At 68.5% G+C, this 17832-nt stretch carries 15 protein-coding genes; 5 read left to right on the forward strand and 10 right to left on the reverse strand.

Features of this window, described 5'->3' with window-relative positions; genetic code table 11:
* Positions 1-15: 15 nt before the first annotated feature.
* From GGR89_RS16600 to GGR89_RS16610, 3 genes are all read left to right on the forward strand, one after another.
* Positions 16-432, forward strand: a complete 417-nt coding sequence (locus GGR89_RS16600; RefSeq protein WP_125977808.1) for a hypothetical protein — start codon at positions 16-18, stop codon at positions 430-432.
* 33 nt (positions 433-465) lie between these two features.
* Positions 466-1119, forward strand: coding sequence for a fructose-6-phosphate aldolase (gene fsa, locus GGR89_RS16605; RefSeq protein ID WP_125977806.1), 654 nt, complete (start codon positions 466-468; stop codon positions 1117-1119).
* Between the two features lie 152 nt (positions 1120-1271).
* Positions 1272-2165, forward strand: a complete 894-nt coding sequence (locus tag GGR89_RS16610) for a tyrosine recombinase XerC (protein ID WP_125977804.1) — start codon at positions 1272-1274, stop codon at positions 2163-2165.
* A gap of 58 nt (positions 2166-2223) precedes the next feature.
* Here the strand turns inward: GGR89_RS16610 and GGR89_RS16615 are convergent, their stop codons facing one another.
* The 5 genes from GGR89_RS16615 to GGR89_RS16635 all read right to left on the reverse strand — a co-directional run bounded on the left by GGR89_RS16615 (position 2224) and on the right by GGR89_RS16635 (position 7869).
* On the reverse strand, positions 2224-4083 hold the full coding sequence (locus tag GGR89_RS16615; protein WP_241218068.1) for a glycoside hydrolase family 2 protein: 1860 nt from the start codon (positions 4081-4083) through the stop codon (positions 2224-2226).
* Between the two features lie 82 nt (positions 4084-4165).
* Positions 4166-5278: a cell division protein ZapE gene (gene zapE, locus GGR89_RS16620; protein ID WP_125977802.1), complete on the reverse strand. Its 1113-nt coding sequence runs from the start codon at positions 5276-5278 to the stop codon at positions 4166-4168.
* Between the two features lie 83 nt (positions 5279-5361).
* Positions 5362-6144 (reverse strand): succinate dehydrogenase iron-sulfur subunit, encoded by a 783-nt coding sequence (locus GGR89_RS16625; protein ID WP_125977800.1) that lies wholly within the window; start codon positions 6142-6144, stop codon positions 5362-5364.
* A 97-nt stretch (positions 6145-6241) separates the two neighbouring features.
* Positions 6242-6817: an ATP-dependent Clp protease proteolytic subunit gene (locus GGR89_RS16630; RefSeq protein WP_125977798.1), complete on the reverse strand. Its 576-nt coding sequence runs from the start codon at positions 6815-6817 to the stop codon at positions 6242-6244.
* A gap of 77 nt (positions 6818-6894) precedes the next feature.
* Complete coding sequence (locus GGR89_RS16635; protein WP_125977796.1) at positions 6895-7869, reverse strand: C13 family peptidase; 975 nt, start codon at positions 7867-7869, stop codon at positions 6895-6897.
* Positions 7870-7986: 117 nt separating this feature from the next.
* On the opposite strand from GGR89_RS16635, the gene GGR89_RS16640 reads away from it, so the two are divergent.
* Positions 7987-9372, forward strand: coding sequence for a PQQ-dependent sugar dehydrogenase (locus GGR89_RS16640; RefSeq protein ID WP_125977792.1), 1386 nt, complete (start codon positions 7987-7989; stop codon positions 9370-9372).
* A 12-nt stretch (positions 9373-9384) separates the two neighbouring features.
* On the opposite strand, the gene GGR89_RS16645 is transcribed toward GGR89_RS16640, so the two are convergent.
* The 3 genes from GGR89_RS16645 to GGR89_RS16655 are packed head-to-tail and all read right to left on the reverse strand — an operon-like array spanning position 9385 to position 10939.
* Positions 9385-9690, reverse strand: a complete 306-nt coding sequence (locus GGR89_RS16645) for a polyhydroxyalkanoic acid system family protein (RefSeq protein WP_206431061.1) — start codon at positions 9688-9690, stop codon at positions 9385-9387.
* On the reverse strand, positions 9687-10103 hold the full coding sequence (locus GGR89_RS16650; protein ID WP_125977790.1) for a VOC family protein: 417 nt from the start codon (positions 10101-10103) through the stop codon (positions 9687-9689). The genes GGR89_RS16645 and GGR89_RS16650 overlap by 4 nt, the downstream gene beginning before the upstream one ends.
* A gap of 38 nt (positions 10104-10141) precedes the next feature.
* Positions 10142-10939: an aspartyl/asparaginyl beta-hydroxylase domain-containing protein gene (locus tag GGR89_RS16655; protein WP_206431062.1), complete on the reverse strand. Its 798-nt coding sequence runs from the start codon at positions 10937-10939 to the stop codon at positions 10142-10144.
* 184 nt (positions 10940-11123) lie between these two features.
* Here GGR89_RS16655 and GGR89_RS16660 point away from each other — a divergent pair, with 184 nt between their 5' ends.
* Positions 11124-13991: a M16 family metallopeptidase gene (locus GGR89_RS16660; protein WP_125977788.1), complete on the forward strand. Its 2868-nt coding sequence runs from the start codon at positions 11124-11126 to the stop codon at positions 13989-13991.
* 191 nt (positions 13992-14182) lie between these two features.
* Here GGR89_RS16660 and GGR89_RS16665 read toward each other — a convergent pair whose 3' ends face one another.
* Complete coding sequence (locus tag GGR89_RS16665; protein WP_125977786.1) at positions 14183-15442, reverse strand: aminotransferase class V-fold PLP-dependent enzyme; 1260 nt, start codon at positions 15440-15442, stop codon at positions 14183-14185.
* Entirely contained in the window at positions 15442-17817 is a 2376-nt protein-coding gene (locus GGR89_RS16670; RefSeq protein WP_125977784.1) for a TonB-dependent receptor plug domain-containing protein, read from the reverse strand. Before GGR89_RS16670 ends, GGR89_RS16665 begins: the two co-directional genes overlap by 1 nt.
* Between the last annotated feature and the right edge of the window lie 15 nt (positions 17818-17832).

The following is a 17832-nucleotide window of genomic DNA, read 5'->3' on the forward strand; positions in this document are numbered from 1 at the left end:
ACAGGGGAGTCGGCGATGCTGATACTGATAGCTGGACTGGCCATGACGGTGCCGCAATGCGCCGAGCTTCCGCGATCCCTGTCGGGCTGGGAACGCAGCGCCGATGGGCTCGATACCCGCCACGCCACGACGATCCTTGCGAAGAACGGCGTGGCGGAAACGCAGGTGACGATCCGCAAGGCCGGCACCTTCGGCATCGCGGCGGATCAACCGGCCTGGATCGACGTGGCCAGGGGAACCGGCCGCCCCTTGCGCATGGCCGCCCGCGCGCCGGGTGTCACATGCGCGAAGATCGCAAAGATCGTCTATTACCGCCTCGAACCCGGCACCTACCGCGTCTCCATCGGCAAGCTGCAGAAGCCGCAGGTGAAGCTGATGCTGGTCTACGGCAACCCGTCGCAGGGGTTTGCCCGGCGCGGCCGCGTCGGCTAGGCGGGCGGCGACACTCCAGTGGAAGGTTCTGCCATGAAGTTCTTCGCCGACACCGCCATCATCGACGACATCCGCGACCTGGCCGATGCCGGGCTGCTCGACGGCGTCACCACCAACCCGTCGCTGATCGCCAAGTCGGGCCGCAACTTCCTCGAAGTGGTGGCGGAGATCTGCGAGATCGTCGAAGGCCCGGTCTCGGCCGAGGTCGTCGCGCTCGATTTCGAGGGCATGATGCGCGAGGCGGAGATCGTCCGCAAGATCGCTGACAATGTCGCGGTCAAGCTGCCGTTGACGATCGACGGTCTCAAGGCGTGCAAGGCCCTGACCGACGATGGCACGATGGTCAACGTGACGCTCTGCTTCTCGGCCAACCAGGCGCTGCTCGCCGCCAAGGCGGGCGCCACCTTCATCTCGCCCTTTGTCGGCCGGCACGACGATATCGGCTTCGACGGCATGGACCTGATCGAAGACATCCGCCTGATCTACGACAATTACGATTTCGGCACCGAGATCCTGGTCGCCAGCGTCCGCCATCCGATCCACGTGCTGCAGGCCGCCAAGATCGGCGCCGACGTGATGACCGCCCCGCCGGCGGTGATCAAGCAGCTGGTCAAGCACCCGCTGACCGACAAGGGCATCGAGTCGTTCATGGCCGATTGGGCCAAGACCGGCCAGACGATCGGCTGACGCTGATTTGACGCGCAAATCCCCCTCCCGCTCGCGGGAGGGGTTAGGGGAGGGACTGACGTGGAAGTTTCGGACTCCGCTGCGGCCTTCCTCTCCCCCGTCCCCTCCCGCGAGCGGGAGGGGTGCACAGGGAGCGAGCGCCGGGCAGCACCATGACCGACCTGCCCCTCCCGCGCCGCTTCGCCGAGCATCTCGGCCGCGACCGGCGGCGCTCGGTGCACACGATCCGCGCCTATGAGGCGACCGCGATCCGCCTGCTCGGCTTTCTCCAGCAGCATTGGGGCGGTCCGGTCGCGCAGGATGCGCTCGCCAAGGTGGGCGCTGCCGATCTCCGCGCCTATCTCGCCCATCGCCGCCGCGATGGGCTGTCCAACGCCTCCGCCGCGCGCGAGCTTTCCGCCGTCCGCGCCTTCCTGAAGTTCGCCGGCGGCGACGATGCCCAGCTGCCCCGCCTGCGGGGGCCCAAGGTTAAGAAGGGCCTGCCGCGCCCGATCGCGCCGCACGAGGCGGTGGCGCTTGCCGAATGGGCGTCGGACGAGGCGAGCGAACCCTGGATCGCCGCGCGCGACTGGGCGGTGTTGTTGCTGCTCTACGGCGCGGGCCTGCGCATCGGCGAGGCGGTCGCGCTGACCGGCGCGGCCTTGCCGCTCGGAGCGACGCTGCGCGTCACCGGCAAGCGCGACAAGACGCGTGACGTGCCGCTGCTGCCGGAAGTCCGCACCGCGGTCGAAGCCTATGTCGAGGCCTGCCCCTGGGGCACCGCGCGCGACCTGCCGCTGTTCCGCGGTGCCAAGGGTGGGCCGCTGCCGCCGGGGGCGATCCGCAAGGCGGTGCGCTCGGCGCGGACCAGCCTGGGGCTGTCCGATCGCACCACCCCGCACGCGCTGCGCCACAGTTTTGCGACGCATCTGCTGGGGCGGGGCGCGGATCTGCGCGCGCTGCAGGAACTGCTCGGCCATGCGAGCCTGAGTTCGACCCAGGTCTATACCGGGGTCGATGCGGCGCATCTGCTCGACGTCTACCGCGCCGCACACCCGCGCGCCTGATCGCGGGAAGGTTGGAGATCAGGCTGGGGCAGGTCCTGCCCGCCCCAGCCCGAACAACTCAGCGCTTGGCCGAGTCGGCCGCCTCGCGCTTGGCATAGTCGCTGGCGAGCACGTCGAAGGCGAGCTTGTGTTCGCCGGTCTCGGAGATCAGCCCCTTGCGGTTCCAGCCCTGCTGGTAGAGCGGGTGCTGGCGCCGCGGCGAGCGGAAGTCCTTGAGGATCCAGGGGCTCATGCCGCGCAGGAACGGCACCTTGGCGGCCATGGCGAGCGTCGCCCGGTAATAAGCCGCCTGATATTCCTCGCTGTACTTGTGCGGGCTGGCGACCGGATCGTGATAGCCGGCGCGCGCGTCCGCCCCGAACTCCGAGAAGATCAGCGGCTTGTTCGCCGGCCCGCGCCATTCCTGGCTGGCGAGGTCCTCGAGCGCGTCGTCGGTGTACCAGCCATTATAGGTGTTGATCGCCATGACATCGAGATCGGCGGCGAGCGGATCGTCGATCTTCATGATCTTGTTGCCCTCGCGTCCGCTGAGCAGCGCGGCGGTTACGAGGCGACTCGAATCGAGGCTGCGGACATCGCCGATCATCGTGCGCAGGAAGGCATTGCGCGCATCGTTGGTGGGCGTTTCGTTGGCAACGCTCCACAGCACGATCGACGAGCGGTTGCGATCGCGGCGGATATTCTCGGCGAGGATGCGGCGGGCATCGGCCAGCGTATCCGGGTTGTTCCAGTTGACCAGCCAGTAGAGCGGGATCTCGCTCCACACGAGCAGGCCCATCTCGTCGGCGAGGCGGGTGGTCAGTTCGCTGTGCGGATAGTGCGCCAGCCGCACGAAGTTGCCGTGCAGGCCGTATTTGATCTCGCTCAGCAGCGCGCGCGCGGCGGCAGGCGTCATCGCGCGCACCGGATTGGCGCCCAGCTCTTCCTCGTGCATCGAGATGCCGCGCAGGAAGATCGGCTTGCCGTTGAGCAGGATGTCGGTGCCCTTCACCGCGATCGTGCGGAAGCCCATCCGGTCGGCGAAGTGATCCGCACCGGCATCGATGCTGATGTCGTAGAGCTTGGGGTTCTCGGGCGACCAGCGGACGAGATTGCGCGGCACCGGCAGCGTCGCTTCCCACTTGCCCGCGTCATCGGTCTTGCCGTCGAGCGTCGCGCCCAGCGTCGGGATGCGGAACTTGAGGGCGGTGTTCGCCGCCTTCGGCCCTTCGAGTTTCACCGACACGGCGATATGGCTGCCGTCGGGCGTCAGGCGCACGAACGCATCGTCGACATAGGTGTCGGGCACCGTCACCAGCGTGATGCTGCGGGTGATGCCGCCATAGGTCTCCCAGTCGGTCACCGGCGGCGGCACGTCATTGGCGGTGCGCACCGAATCGACGCCGATGGTGATCTGGTTGCGACCCGGCCGCAGCAGCTTGGTCACCTCGAAGGCGAAGGGGGTATAGCCGCCGCGATGCTCGCCCAGCGGCTTGCCGTTGAGATACACGTACGAGCGATATTCGGCCGCGCCGATGCGCAGGAACACGCGGGTCCCGGGCTTGGGCGCCGTCGCGGGGAATTCGCGCTGGTACCAGACCAGCCCCTGATACAGCCGCATCTCGGGCGAATGGCCGATCCACGAGCCGGGCAGGCTCACCACCGGCGATAGCTGCATGTCTTGTTCGAAGAAGGTGCGCGGCTTGGCCTGCATCACGTCGGCAGCGATCACGTCGGCGGCGCGGTTGGTGCGCGCGTTCGGGGGTTCACCGTGGAAGCCCGCGAGGCCGTCGCGATACGGGTCGATCGACCAGTGCCACGGGCCGTCGAGGCTTTGCTGCTGGCGCATGTCCGCCGCGACGAGCACGGGCTGCGCCCAGGCCGAGGATATTCCGAGAACCGCGAGCCCCATGGCCGCGAGCAGGCGCAAAGGCCGCATGATTGTCTCCCTGTTCCTCCGGGAAATCCCGGAGCCCAAGGGCATTTTAGAAGCGCGGAGTTGGACTTACAACGTGGTCTGATCAATCTGCTCCGTGGCCCTTGGCGAGATAGTCGTCGGATTGCATCTCGAGCAGGCGCGAAACGGTGCGGTCGAACTCGAAGCGGCCGTCGCCGCTTTCGTAGAGATGCTCGGGCACCGCATCGGCCGCGGCGAGCAGCTTGACCTTGTGCTCGTACAGCGCATCGACCAGCGTGACGAAGCGCGCCGCCTCGTTGCGATTCTCCGGGCCCAGCTTGGGGATGCCGACGAGGATGACGGTGTGGAAGCGCCGCGCGATGGCGAGATAGTCGGGGGCGCCCCGCGCCTCGCCGCACAGCCGCTTGAACGAGAAGACCGCGACGCCCTTCACGCATTTGGGCACCAGGATCTCGCGCCCCCCGGGAATCGGCACCTCGCAGGTGGGGACGCGGGCGCGGTCCTCCACCGGATAGTCGGTGAGCCGGAAAAAGGCGGCGGAGAGCGTCGCGGTCGCCTCAGGGCCATTGGGCACGAGCCAGGTGTCGACGCTGCCCAGCCGATCGCGGCGATAGTCGACCGGGCCGTTGAGCGCGAGCACGTCCATCCGCTCGCCGATCAGGTCGATGAAGGGCAGGAACAGCTGGCGGTTGAGCCCGTCCTTGTAGAGATCCTTGGGCGGCCGGTTGGAGGTGGCGACCACGGTGAGGCCATGCGCCATCATCGCGGTGAACAGCCGCGAGAGGATCATCGCATCGGGCGGGTTGTTCACCACCAGCTCGTCGAAGGCGAGCAGCCGCGTGTCGCTGGCCAGCGCATCGGCGACCGCGACCACCGGATCGGCGGTATCTCTCTGGCGCTCGACGTTGAGCCGCTCGTGCACTTCGAGCATGAATTCGTGAAAGTGGACGCGGCGCTTCCGGCGGATGTCGAGGCTGTCGAAGAACAGGTCCATCAACATCGACTTGCCGCGCCCGACCCCGCCCCACAGGTACAAGCCCTGCGGCACCGCCGGCTTTCGACCGGTGAGCTTCCACAGCACGCTGCCCTTGCGCGGCGCAGCCTGCAACTCCTGCGCCAGCGCATCCAGCCGGGCGGCGGCGGCCTCCTGCTCGCGATCGGGGCGAAGCTCGCCGGCGGCGACGAGGGCGCGGTAACGATCGAGAACGCGGGTCATGGGGCAGGTCTACCAACGAAAACGAGCTGCCGGCCGGAGGGCCAGGCAGCTCGGTGTCTCTCAAAATCGTGAAGAAAGGGCGTTCAGAGCACGCGCTCGGCGGCCAGCTTCTTCACTTCGGCGATGGCCTTGGCCGGGTTCAGGCCCTTGGGGCAGGCGTTCGCGCAGTTCATGATCGTGTGGCAGCGGTACAGGCGGAACGGATCCTCGAGCTGGTCGAGCCGCTCGCCGGTCATCTCGTCGCGCGAATCGGCGAGCCAGCGATAGGCCTGGAGGAGGATCGCCGGGCCGAGGAACTTGTCGCTGTTCCACCAATAGCTCGGGCAAGAGGTCGAGCAGCAGGCGCACAGGATGCACTCGTACAGGCCGTCGAGCTTCTCGCGGTCCTTGGGGCTCTGCAGCCGCTCCTTGCCCGAAGGCGTGGTGGTGACGGTCTGCAGCCACGGCTTGATCGAGGCGTACTGCGCGTAGAAGTGCGTGAAATCGGGGACCAGGTCCTTGATCACGTCCATGTGCGGCAGCGGGGTGATCTGCACCTCGCCCTTGATGTCCTCGATCGCCGTCGTGCAGGCGAGGCCGTTCTTGCCGCCGATGTTCATCGAGCAGGAGCCGCAAATGCCCTCGCGGCACGAGCGGCGGAAGGTCAGCGACGAATCCTGCTCGCCCTTGATCTTGATCAGCGCGTCGAGGACCATCGGGCCGCAATCGTCGAGGTCTACCTCGAACGTGTCGTAGCGCGGGTTCTCGCCCGAATCGGGATCGTAGCGATAGATCTTGAACTTCTTCACCCGCGTGGCTCCGGGGCTCGCCTTGTGCTCCTGGCCCTTGGTGATACGGCTGTTCTTGGGCAGGCGGAATTCGGCCATTCCTGAAACTTCCTCTTTCGCTTCGGCGCGACGCGTCTTTGGGGGGCGAGCTATGCCTTTCGCATCCGCAGCGCAAGTGCCCTTTGGGCCGCGCCCCTCAGATCACGTCGAGCACAAGCCCCAGATCGCGCGCCTCTTCGGCCTCGATATACCAGTTATAGGGCGCGCGGCGGCGCAGCTCCTCGAAATCGACGCGCGCGCCGGCGACGAGGGCGCGGAAGCCCTCTTCCTCGATCGCGATCGAATGCTCGATTTCATTCAGTTTGGCCTTGAGGATCGCCGGCAGCATCCGCAGCGGACCGGACAGGTCGATGCTGGAATGCATCTGCCGCTCGTGCAGCATCAGCCGCGTGCCGCGGGTGAGGAAGCGCTTGTCGGCCGGGAATCCCGACATGAAGGTGGCGCCGGCGGAATAGACCGCGACCTTGCCGAGGAACAGCAGTTCGCGCCCCGTCGCCTCGCGGAGCAGCCGGAGCTCGTCGGCCATGAGCCGCGCGACTTCGGGATCGCCGCCGAGCGTGGAGAGCGCGATCACCAGCGGGCCGTCGCTCGGTGCCGCCAGCAGCTGGTCGCGGAAGCTTTGGTACATCGCGTCATCTACGGTGCCCTGCAGCCGCAGATGCGGGGTGGCGAGCAGCGGGTAGCGCTGAAGCGGGCTCTGGGAATCGGACATGCGCCGCCAACCGGCGAGGGGCAGGGGAGTTCCGCTATTCCCAACTCCCCCTCCCGCTTGCGGGAGGGGGGTAAGGTTCAAGGTTTCAGCGCATCCGTTGCCGGTGCGCCCACCGGTGCCGTGGCCGTCTGCGGCATCCGCGCCTCCAGCGGTGCCAGCCATGCGCCCACGCCCTCGCCGATCGTCACCTGCGGCATCGACGGATCGAGCCGGCCCGCGCGCTCCCAGCCGATGATCGTCTTGCGCGCCTCCGAAGCCGCGTCGGCGAGCGGCTGGGGTTTGCGCAGCGCATGGTTGACCAGCGCGTCGCCGAAAAAGGTCCAGTCATTCTCGGCGCGGCAGCCGAAGGATGAGCGCGTCGCCGAGGCGGCGGTGAGGATCGCGGTGGTGTCGCTCATCAGCCGCTTGACGAAGGTGCCCGAATAGCAGGCGGAGACCAGCAGCAGCCGGTTGCGGATGCCGAGCCCGTCGAGCAGTTCGGCGAGCCGCTTCGGCGGCAGCACGCCGAAGCCCTGGTCGCCGTCATGATAGGCGATTCCCGCATCGGGGGCGCCATGCGCCGTGACGTAGAGGACCAGCACGTCCTGGTTGCGGTCCATCAGCTCGGCGACGCGGGCGAGCGCCAGCGTCAGCGCGGTGAGGCTGCCGGCGGGGAGGATCGCGCCGCCGCGCCCGTCGGCTCCCGCCAGCACCAGCGTCCGCCCCTCGGCATCATAGCGGCGGGTGAGCACGCGTCCGCTCTCGCGCGCCTCGCGGGCGAACACCGGATCGCTGTCGAGCGCGACGCTCAGCACATAGGCGTCGACCACATTCTTGCGCTCGGGCTGGAGGGCGGCAAGCGCGGTGTGCAGCCGGCGCTGGTCCGCCAGCATCGCCCGGGGCTCCCGGCCGCGCTGCAGCTCCGGGCCGCTCTCCAGCCCATCGATGCCGTCGTCGCCGGAAACGAGCCCAGGCCATTCGGTGCGATGCTCGGGCGGCTGTTGCTGCGCAAGGGCGGGAGAGGCGCTGGACAAGGCCAGCATCACGGCAGACGCACGCAACCAGAACCGCATTCGGGCCGATCCCCCCGGAACAGGTGAGCCGATACTCTTGCTTGGCGCGAAGCGAAGTCAAGCACCGCCCGCAGAATCGCGTTGGATTCACGCGCGCTGCCCCCTATCGCTGGCGGCATGCTCAAGCGCCTCCTGATCGCCCTCGCCCTTCTGATCGTCGCCGGTGGTGCCGCCTGGTACTGGCTCAGCCGTCCGGACATCGCCATGCTTCCCGAGATCGCCGTGACCGGTCGCGCGCCGGAGATCAGCGAACCGCGCTACCAGAATATCCCAACGATTGGCGTCGCCAAGGCGGTCGGCTGGCCGGCGGGGGCGACGCCGAAGGCGGCGGCGGGCCTGAAGGTACAGGCCTTCGCCGAAAAGCTCGACCATCCGCGCTGGCTGTACCAGCTGCCCAATGGCGACATCTTGGTGGCGGAAAGCAACTCGCCGCCGCGCGACAAGGGCGGGATCACCGGCTGGGTGATGGGCATCCTGATGGACAAGGCGGGCGCGGGCGGTGCCTCGGCCAATCGCATCACCCTGCTGCGCGACAGCAACGGCGACGGCGTCGCGGACATTCGCACCGTGTTCCTCACCGGGCTCAACTCGCCGAGCGGCATGACTCTGGTGAACGGCGCGCTGTACGTCGCCAACACCGATTCGCTGGTCCGCTATCCCTATCTGGAGGGGCAGACCAAGATCACCGCCAGGCCCGAGAAGATCCTGTCGCTGCCCGGCGGCGGCAATCACTGGGCGCGCAACGTGGTGGCGTCGCTCGACGGCAAGCACCTCTATGTCAGCATCGGCTCGGCCTCGAACATTGCCGAGGACGGGCTGGAGGCGGAGGGCCCGATCTACACCGCCGAAAGCCCTGCGCAGCTGGCCGCCGCCGCTGCGCAGCCGACCAACCGCGCGGTGATCCTCGAGGTCGATCCCGCGACCAAGACCAGCCGCATCTTCGCCTGGGGTATCCGCAACGCCAACGGCATGGCGTTCGAGCCCAAGACCCAGGCGCTCTGGGCAGTGGTCAACGAGCGCGACATGCTCGGCTCGGACATGCCGCCGGACTATATGAGCCGGGTCGATCTCGGCGGCTTCTTCGGCTGGCCCTGGCAATATTGGGGCGGGTATGAGGACAAGCGGGTGGAGCCGGGCCGCCCGGACCTGCGCGAATATGTCCGCCGTCCGGACTTTGCGCTCGGCGCCCACACCGCGCCGCTGGGGCTGACCTTCGCCGATGGCGCGCGGCTGGGCGGCGCCTACGCCAATGGCGCGTTCGTCGGCTTGCACGGCTCGTGGAACCGCCAGCCGCCGTCGGGCTACAAGGTCGTGTTCGTGCCGTTCGGCGACAATGGCTTCCCCGCCAAGGGCGCCAAGCTCCAGGACGTGCTGACCGGCTTCCTCAACGCCAAGGGTGAGGCGCAGGGCCGCCCCGTCGCGGTGATCACCGGCGCGGGCGGCGCGCTGCTCGTGGCGGACGATGTCGGCAACACCGTGTGGCGGGTGAGCGCGGGCCGCTGACCCGCAAGGCCCTCAGGCGAGCAGTCGGGGGCCTTCCTTCGCCAGCATCTCGCGGACCTTGCCGGCGAACAATGCGAGCATGCCGGGCAGCGCGATCTCGGCATGGACCTGCGCGTCCTGCACGTCGAGCCGGCTGACCACCTGCTGGCCCATCGCCGCGACGGTGAAGTGCAGGCTGTCGCCTTCCCAGCGATGCTCGACGGTGGCGCCGCCGGGGATCTTGTCGGCGAGCCGGCCGATCTTCGAATCGATCCGTGCGCGGGCGCCCTCGCGGCCGAGTTGGTGCGGAATGTCGACGCTGATCGTCTGCGGAATCATTTTGCGAATACCATGGCGTCATCGGCGAACGCCTTGAATTCCAGCGCGTTCCCGCTGGGGTCGCGGAAGAACATCGTCGCCTGCTCGCCCACCTGGCCCTGGAAGCGGATATGCGGCGCGATGCCGAAGGCGACCCCGGTGGCTTCCAGCCTCGCGGCGAGGGCGTGCCAGTCGTCCATCGCCAGTACCACGCCGAAATGCGGCACCGGCACGTCATGGCTGTCGACCGGATTGGTCGTCGCGACCGGCTTCGCGGCGGGATCGAGATGCGCGACGATCTGGTGACCGAAAAGATCGAAGTCGATCCAATGGTCGGAGGAGCGCCCCTCGGGGCAGCCGAGCAGTTCGCCGTAAAAGGCGCGTGCGGCGGCGAGGTCGTGGACCGGGAAGGCGAGATGGAAGGGGCGTGGCATGGACTTGGCTTAGCCGCCTGCAACGGTACCGACAACGCTCAGGCGTCTGCCGCGATCTCGCCGCGATGCCACCGCCGCAGGTTCGCCCGAGCTTCCTGCACGAACGCCGAGCGACGCAGCACGCCGAGCAGCGTGTCGGCGATCCAGCGGCCGGGATTGCGCAAGGGGCGGCGGAACTGGATCAGCAGCACGATGCGGGTATGCGCGCTGTCGTTCCACACCTCATGATCATAGGTGTCGTCGAATACCAGCGTCTCGCCCTCGGCCCAGCGGACGGTGCGGCTGCCGATCCGCATCCGCACGTCGCCGTCGCGCGGCACCACCAGTCCCAGATGGCAGGTGATCAGCCCCTTGGTGACGCCGCGATGCGTCGGGATGTGGGTGCCCGGCGCGAGGATCGAGAACATCGCGCTGTTGAGCCCGGGCACCTGCTCGATCAGCCGCGAGGTATGCGGGCAGCGCGCGAGGTTCTCGTCGACCCGGTAGCCATAACCGCACAGGAACAGGCTGCGCCATTTGCCGAGCGGCGCGATCGCGCGGTGATCGGGGGAAATGGCGGCGAGCGACGGCGCCCCCGGCTGGGTGCCGATCGCCGCGATCGCCTCGTCGCGGATCGCTTCCCAGTCTGCCCGCAGCGCCGCGGTCCAGGGAAAGGCGCGCATGTCGAGCACCGGCGTGTTGGGCACCAGCGAGGAGGTGGCGATCAATCGATCGCAGGTGCCGCGGAGATGCTTGCCCCAGCGCAGCAGCAGCGGGCGGGGGCGCGGGCGAGAGTCGGGGAGCGGGACATTGTCGCCCATCCGCCCGACCGGCGCCTCGCTGGTGGCAATGTCCACGCGCAACTTCCCCGCAGCTTCCACGTTACGCCCGAAGTTCGGTGCTGCAACGCAACAATCCATGCCCCGGGTCTAGGCCGTCACTTGGGTCCAAAACATGGCGGGTCCATGGATTCTTGTGGCGTACATCCGGCAGAAAGGTTGCCGGTGGCATGCCGCGCCACTCGCCTCTAGAAAGGGCTACATGTTCTCACGTCCGCGCATGCCGCGCTTCGCCCTGCTTCTCCTCGCACTCGCTGCCCCGTCGCTGCCCACCCCGGTGCTGGCGCAAGGCCGGCCCGAGGGTGTCCAGACCGCCGAGGATCCCTGGCTCTACAAGGGCAGCGACCTCGTCCATGACGACAAGTGGAAGTTCGGGCGGTTGTCCAATGGCGTGCGCTATGCGGTGCGCAAGAACGGCGTGCCACCGGGGCAGATTTCGATCCGCGTCCGCATCGACGCAGGCTCGCTGATGGAGCGCGACTCCGAACGCGGATTCGCCCACCTGCTCGAGCATCTCAGCTTCCGCGGCTCGACCTATGTGCCCGACGGCGATTCGAAGCGGATCTGGCAGCGGCTGGGCGTGACCTTCGGCTCGGACAGCAATGCCGCCACGACGTTCATCAGCACGACGTACAAGCTCGACCTGCCCAATGCGACGCCGGAGGGGCTGGACGAGAGCTTCAAGATCCTCTCCGGCATGATGGCCAATCCGGCGATCACCCAGGCCTCGCTCACTGCCGAGCGTCCCGTAGTGCTCGCCGAAGGCCGCGAGCAGCCTGCGCCGCAGAAGCGGATGCAGGATGCGCTCTACCAGCTGATCTTCGCCGGTCAGCCGCTCGCCGATCGCGAGCCGATCGGCACGGTGGAGGCGCTCAACGCCGCCACGCCTGCCAGTGTGCAGGCCTTCCACGACCGCTGGTACCGCCCCGAACGCGCCACGGTGATCGCGATCGGCGACGTCGACCCGGCGGTGCTCGAGGCGATGATCAACAAGTATTTCGCGAGCTGGCAGGGCAAGGGCGAGGCGCCCAAGACGCCCGATTTCGGCAAGCCCGAGGCCGATCACCCGATCGCTGCCAGCATCGTCGAGCCGGCGTTGCAGCCGGTCGCGCTGATGGCGATCGTGCGGCCCTGGACGGTCTATGCCGACACGGTGATCTTCAACCAGAAGCGCATGATCGACATGGTCGCGATCCGCATCCTCAACCGTCGCCTCGAATCGCGCGCGCGCTCGGGTGCCTCGTTCATTGGGGCGGGGGCGGATCTCGACGACATCGCCCGCTCGGCCAACGTCACCACGCTCACCGTGCTGCCCACCGGCGACGATTGGGAAAGCGCGCTGCGCGACGTCCGCGCCACCGCCGCCGAACTGATGGCCGCGCCGCCGAGCCAGGCGGAGATCGACCGCGAGCTCGGCGAGATCGACGCGGTGATGCGCAACCGCATTTCCACGGCGCCGGTCGAATCGGCGGTGTCGCTGGCGGACGACCTTGTCCAGGCAGTCGACATCAACGAGACGGTGACCACGCCCGAGGCCTCGTACGCGATCTTCAAGGGCGCGATCGCGGCGCGGATGTTCACGCCGGCGGCCGTCCAGGCCTCGGCCAAGAAGGTGTTCGAAGGCACCGCGACGCGCGCGCTGGTCAACACCCATGCGCCTGATCCCGACGTGGTCCGCAAGGTGACTGCCGCGCTGCAGGCAGACGTCAAGGCGGCGGTGATGAAGCGCCGTTCGCTCAACGTGAAGTTCGACCAGCTGCCGCGCATCGGCGCGCCGGGTAAGGTTGTCGAGCGCAAGCGCGTCGACCCCGATCTCGCGATCGACGAGGTCACCTATGCCAACGGCGTGAAGCTGCTGATGCGCGAGGACACCTCCGAGACCGGCAAGGTGTGGGTCAATATCCGCTTCGGCCGCGGCCTGCGTGCGCTGCCGGGCGACAAGCGCGTGCCGGGCTGGGCGGGTAAGACCGCGCTGATGGCCAGCGGCATCGGCAAGTTCGGCCAGGAGGAGCTCGATGCGCTGACCGGCAACCGCCAGATCGGCCTCGGCTTCGACATCGAGGAGGACGCTTTCGTCTTCCAGGCGCAGACCAACAAGGACGATCTTGCCGACCAGCTCCGCCTGTTCGCTACCAAGCTGGCCGCGCCGGGCTGGGATCCCAACCCGATCACCCGCGCCAAGGCGGCGACGCTCGCCTCTTATGCGGGCCTCTCGGCCTCGCCCGACGCGGTGCTCGGCCGCGACCTCGATGCCCTGCTCCACGACGGCGATCCGCGCTGGGGCGTGCCCAGCCGCGAGGAAGTGGCGGCGCTCACCCCGAAGGCGTTCCGCGCACTGTGGGAGCCGCTGCTCCAGACCGGCCCGATCGAAGTCGAGATCTTCGGCGACATGAACGCCGATGCGACGGTGCAGGCGGTGGCGGCGAGCTTCGGCGCGCTCAAGCCCCGCGCCGACGGCAAGGAAAGCGGTGCGCCGGTGCGCTTCCCGGCGCATGTCGCCACCCCGGTAGTGCGCACGCATACCGGTGCGGTCGATCAGGCCGCGGCGGTGATCGCCTGGCCGACCGGCGGCGGCAGCGCCGGCGTCGCCGAGAGCCGCAAGCTCGAGATCCTGACCGCGGTGTTCCGCGACCGGCTGATCGAGCAGCTGCGCATCCAGGCAGGGGTGAGCTATTCGCCCAATGTGCTGAGCGACTGGCCGCTGGGCCTGCCGACCGGCGGCAAGATCGCCGCGCTGGGCATGGTGCCGCCGGACAAGACCGACTTCTTCTTCAAGCTCGCCCGCGACATCGCGGCGGACCTGGTGGCGAAGCCGATCGACGCTGACGAGCTCAACCGCGCGCTGACCCCGCTCAAGCAGCAGCTGCTGCGCATGTCGAGCGGGAACATGTTCTGGATGAACCTGGTCGAGGGCGGCACGCAGGATCCGGCACGGATCGCGGGCATGCGCAGCCTCGCCCGCGATTATGCCGCGACGACGCCGGCCGAGCTGCAGGCGCTGGCGGCCAAGTATCTGCGGCCGGACAGGGACTGGACGATGGTGGTGCTGCCGGAGAAGGCGGCGAAGTAACGCCGGCGATGCGAAGATAGGCCGGGGGCGAGCGGATCGCCTCCAGCCTTTTTCGTGTCCGTTGTTGGTGCGCGGCCCCCACCATCGTCATTCCGGCGAAAGCCGGAATCCATTGGGGTCTCCGTCGCCGCTCCTGCTGTAGCGGAGAGGCGAATGGATCCCGGCTTTCGCCGGGATGACGGATGTATGGCTTAACCCCGCGCAAAACCCACGATATCGGGCAGCGCGCCGGCCAGCCGGTCCATGTCGGCCATGCTGTTGAACAGCGCAGGCGTTACGCGCACGCAGGCGCCGGCCGCGATGCCGTCGCGGTGGACGGTGAAAATCCTGTGCTGGTCGAGCAGCCGCGCAGCGAGCCTGGCATTGGCCTCGCTGCTGGTCACGCCGCGCACCCGGAACGAGGTGATCGCGCCGTGCGAGGCGGGATCGTCGGGCGTCAGCACCTCGATTCCCTCGACCTGCCGCGACCGCGCTACCCAGCGATCCCGTAGCGCCCGCAGCCGCGCGGCACGATGCGCGCCGCCGATCGCCTGCTGGAAGGCGAGCGCCGCCGGCACGGTGAGGCTCGCGGCGAAGTCATAGGTGCCGAGATGCACCTTGGAGAACAGCGTGTCCGGCCCGCCCGCCGCGTTGGCCGGATGGCGATCGATCTTGCCGAGCGCCGCCTTGCGGACGTGGAGGAAGCCGACGCCCAGCGGCGCCCCCAGCCATTTATGGCCGTTGATGGCCACGAAATCGCAGTCGAGATCGGGTACGGCGAAGTCGATTTGGCACCAGCTATGTGCGGCATCGACGATCACGTCCGCGCCTTGCGCTCGTGCCAGCGCCGCGATCTCGCGCACGGGCAGCACCAGCCCGGTGCGGTGGCTGAGATGCGTCAGCAGGATCAGCTTGAGCCGCGGGTTTGCCGCCAGCGCGGCGGCATAGGCGTCGATCAGCCCTTGGCGGCTGGCGGGCTCGGGCAGCGCGATCTTCACCAGTTGCACGCCGCGCGTACGGACAAGGCTCGCCATGCACGCCTGCGCGCTGTCATAGTCGAGGTCGGCGATCAGCACCGCGTCGCCTGGCTGCAGCCGGTTATAGCCGAGGATCAGCGTCTCCAGCGCCTCGGTGGCGTTGCGGGTGAGGACCAGTTCGTCCGGCCCCACGCCCATCGCCGCGGCTGCCTGGTCGCGCACCGCCACCAGATCCTTGGTGAGGCCGCGCCGGGCATAAAAGCTGGTGTCGCGGTTCACCCGCGCGAGCTGTTCCTGATAGGCGGCGAACACGGGCCGCGGCATCATCCCCCAATTGCCGTTCTCCAGCTGGATCACGTCCGCCGGCGGCGTGAACTGTGCCGCGATGCCGCGCCAATAGGGATCGTCGTCCATCGCCCATGCTCCGCTGGAGAGGCCCAGGGCGGGAAGCGCAATGCCCCCCGCGAGCAGCGAACGACGATCCATGCGGTGCATCAGAAGCGCAGCTCCACCCGGCCATAGTACTGGCCGCCATCGGTATCATAGGGGGCGTTGCGCGAGTAGATCAGGCCACGATTGGCCTGATTGGTCGCCTCCGCCGGATAGGTGTCGAAGACATTCTCCGCGCCCGCGCGCAGCGTCAGCATCTTGGTGACGTGGACGCTCACCGAGGCATCGAACAGCGCGATGCCGCCGAAGCGCTGGAACAGCTCGCCGGTCGAGTTACCGGTCACGTCGGTCCAGGCGCCGTAATAGCGGCCGCGCACCATCACGCCGACCTTGCCGAGATCGTAGTTGAACGTGCCGGTGGCGTTGTGCTGCGGAAGGCGCTCCTGGAAGATCCGGCGCTGGGTGGCATTGGCGATCGACGCGCTGTTGCCGCCGCGCACCTTCGTCTCGTTATAGTTGTAGGCGAGGCTGAGGTTCGCCTTGCCGGGCCCGACCTGCCGCGCATAGCTCACCACCACGTCGACGCCGCGCGTGCGCGTGTCGAAGTCGTTGGTGAAATAGCTGACCGAGGTGAAGCGATCCGGGTTCGCGAAGGTCGCCGGCACCGCGAAAGTGGCCGACTGGCCGAAGCGATCGTCGACGTCGATCTGGTAGAGATCCACCGTCGCGCCCAGGCCGAAATCGGTCTGGCCGACCAGGCCCGCGGTCAACGTGCGCGACTTCTCGGGCTTGAGCGGCTTGGCGCCCAGCGCCACCGCGATCGGATCGGTCGGCGACAGGCGGCCCTGGTTGAACACCTGCAGCGTGCGGGTGTCGAGGCCCTGGGTCACCTGGCGGGTATTGAGCTGCGCCGGCGTCGGCGCGCGGAAGCCGGTCGAATAGGTCAGCCGCGCGGCGAGGCCGTGCACCGGCTCGAAGCGGCCGGCGAGCTTGTAGGTGAAGGTGTCGCCGAACGCCGAGAAATCCTCGTAGCGGCCGGCCGCGCCCAGCGTCACCTTTTCGATCGGCGCCCATTCGAGATCGACATAGCCGGCGTAGCTGCGCTGGCTCCACTGGCCCGCCTGGGCCGGGCTGAAGCCGGGGAAGCCGTTCGAGTTTGGCGCCAGGCCGGTCGCCGCGCCCGGGCCCACCGCATAGGAGGCAGGGTCGCCGGTGCCGACGCGATAGGTCTCGACGCGGCGCTCGCCGCCGAACGCGACGTTCACCGGATCGCCCAGGCCGACCGGCAGGCGGTAGACGAAATCGGCGTTGAGGTTGAATTCGCGCTGGGTCAGCCGGCCAAGATAGAAGCTGGTCGGGCTGTTCGGGCCCATCGAGGCGTTGAGGCTCTCGCCCAGCGTATAATCGATCCGGCTCTCGCCCTGCGAGACGCTGAGGTCATAGTGGAAACGGTCGCTGGCGTCGCCGCGCAGGCCGCCCACCGCCTGGTGGTCGGCGAAGCGCGTGCCAAAGCGCGGGGTGAAGCCCGCCGGGTAGAGCTTGGTGAAGGAGAAGCCGGGGAAGGCGCTGCTCGCGCCGTAGACCGAGGCGGTGCCCACCGGGTTGCGCCAGTTGAAGTCGGTCACGCCTTCGCCGCTCTGCGCGGTACCGAAGGCGTAGAGCGTCGCGCCCTCGACCAGGTCGACATGCGCGTTGACCGATCCGGCGATCCGCTCCTGATCGGGCTGGCCCCAGCGCTGCACCGGGTTGGGCACGGCGAGGGTCGGGTTGGCGGCCTGGAAGGCGATCGCATCGGGGCGCTGGCGGGTGCGCGAGGTCGCCTCGGCATGGTCATACTGGCCGGTGAACACGATCGAGCCGCGGTCGCCCAGCGCGATGCCGCCGCGCAGGCCGCCCTGATATTCGTTGCCGTCACCGGCATAATAGCTGGAGGCCTGGCCGAACACCGCCATGCCCGGCTTGTCGTCGAGCAGCAGGTTGATCACGCCGGCGATGGCATCCGAGCCATACTGTGCCGAGGCGCCGTCGCGCAGCACCTCGACGCGGCCGATGCCGTGGGCGGGGATCGCGGCGAGGTCGGGCGCCTGGGCGCCGCGCGTGCCGAGCAGCGCCGAGCGGTGGAAGCGCTTGCCGTTGACGAGCACCAGCGTCTGATCGGCGGAGAGGCCGCGCAGAGTCGCGGGCCGGACGAACGCCTGGCCGTCGGCGGCGGGGAGGCGCTGGACGTTGAATGAGGGCAGCAGCTGCGCCAGCGTATCGTTGAGGTCGCCCGAGACGCTCGATTCGAGCATCGCGTTCGACAGCACGTCGACCGGGGCCAGCGTATCGAACTGGGTGCGGGCGCGCTCGCGGGTGCCGGTGACGACGATCTGCTCGCCGCTATCCGGTGCGGCGGCGGGATCGGTCTGCGCCTGGGCGAAGGCGGCGGGCATGCAGGCGAGCTGCAGCGCGATCAGCGCGCCGCCGGTGCGGAAGTTCATCGGTTTCCCCTTGGT

Origin of the sequence: Sphingomonas trueperi, from assembly GCF_011927635.1 — a bacterium.
Lineage (GTDB): Bacteria > Pseudomonadota > Alphaproteobacteria > Sphingomonadales > Sphingomonadaceae > Sphingomonas > Sphingomonas trueperi.

Excerpts from the sequence above, each read along its gene's own strand:
- GGR89_RS16600 (WP_125977808.1), top strand. The coding sequence starts at position 16 with ATGCTGATACTGATAGCTGGACTGGCCATGACGGTGCCGCAATGCGCC.
- fsa (WP_125977806.1), top strand. The coding sequence starts at position 466 with ATGAAGTTCTTCGCCGACACCGCCATCATCGACGACATCCGCGACCTG.
- GGR89_RS16610 (WP_125977804.1), top strand. The coding sequence starts at position 1,272 with ATGACCGACCTGCCCCTCCCGCGCCGCTTCGCCGAGCATCTCGGCCGC.
- GGR89_RS16615 (WP_241218068.1), bottom strand. The coding sequence starts at position 4,083 with ATGCGGCCTTTGCGCCTGCTCGCGGCCATGGGGCTCGCGGTTCTCGGA.
- zapE (WP_125977802.1), bottom strand. The coding sequence starts at position 5,278 with ATGACCCGCGTTCTCGATCGTTACCGCGCCCTCGTCGCCGCCGGCGAG.
- GGR89_RS16625 (WP_125977800.1), bottom strand. The coding sequence starts at position 6,144 with ATGGCCGAATTCCGCCTGCCCAAGAACAGCCGTATCACCAAGGGCCAG.
- GGR89_RS16630 (WP_125977798.1), bottom strand. The coding sequence starts at position 6,817 with ATGTCCGATTCCCAGAGCCCGCTTCAGCGCTACCCGCTGCTCGCCACC.
- GGR89_RS16635 (WP_125977796.1), bottom strand. The coding sequence starts at position 7,869 with ATGCGGTTCTGGTTGCGTGCGTCTGCCGTGATGCTGGCCTTGTCCAGC.
- GGR89_RS16640 (WP_125977792.1), top strand. The coding sequence starts at position 7,987 with ATGCTCAAGCGCCTCCTGATCGCCCTCGCCCTTCTGATCGTCGCCGGT.
- GGR89_RS16645 (WP_206431061.1), bottom strand. The coding sequence starts at position 9,690 with ATGATTCCGCAGACGATCAGCGTCGACATTCCGCACCAACTCGGCCGC.
- GGR89_RS16650 (WP_125977790.1), bottom strand. The coding sequence starts at position 10,103 with ATGCCACGCCCCTTCCATCTCGCCTTCCCGGTCCACGACCTCGCCGCC.
- GGR89_RS16660 (WP_125977788.1), top strand. The coding sequence starts at position 11,124 with ATGTTCTCACGTCCGCGCATGCCGCGCTTCGCCCTGCTTCTCCTCGCA.
- GGR89_RS16665 (WP_125977786.1), bottom strand. The coding sequence starts at position 15,442 with ATGCACCGCATGGATCGTCGTTCGCTGCTCGCGGGGGGCATTGCGCTT.
- GGR89_RS16670 (WP_125977784.1), bottom strand. The coding sequence starts at position 17,817 with ATGAACTTCCGCACCGGCGGCGCGCTGATCGCGCTGCAGCTCGCCTGC.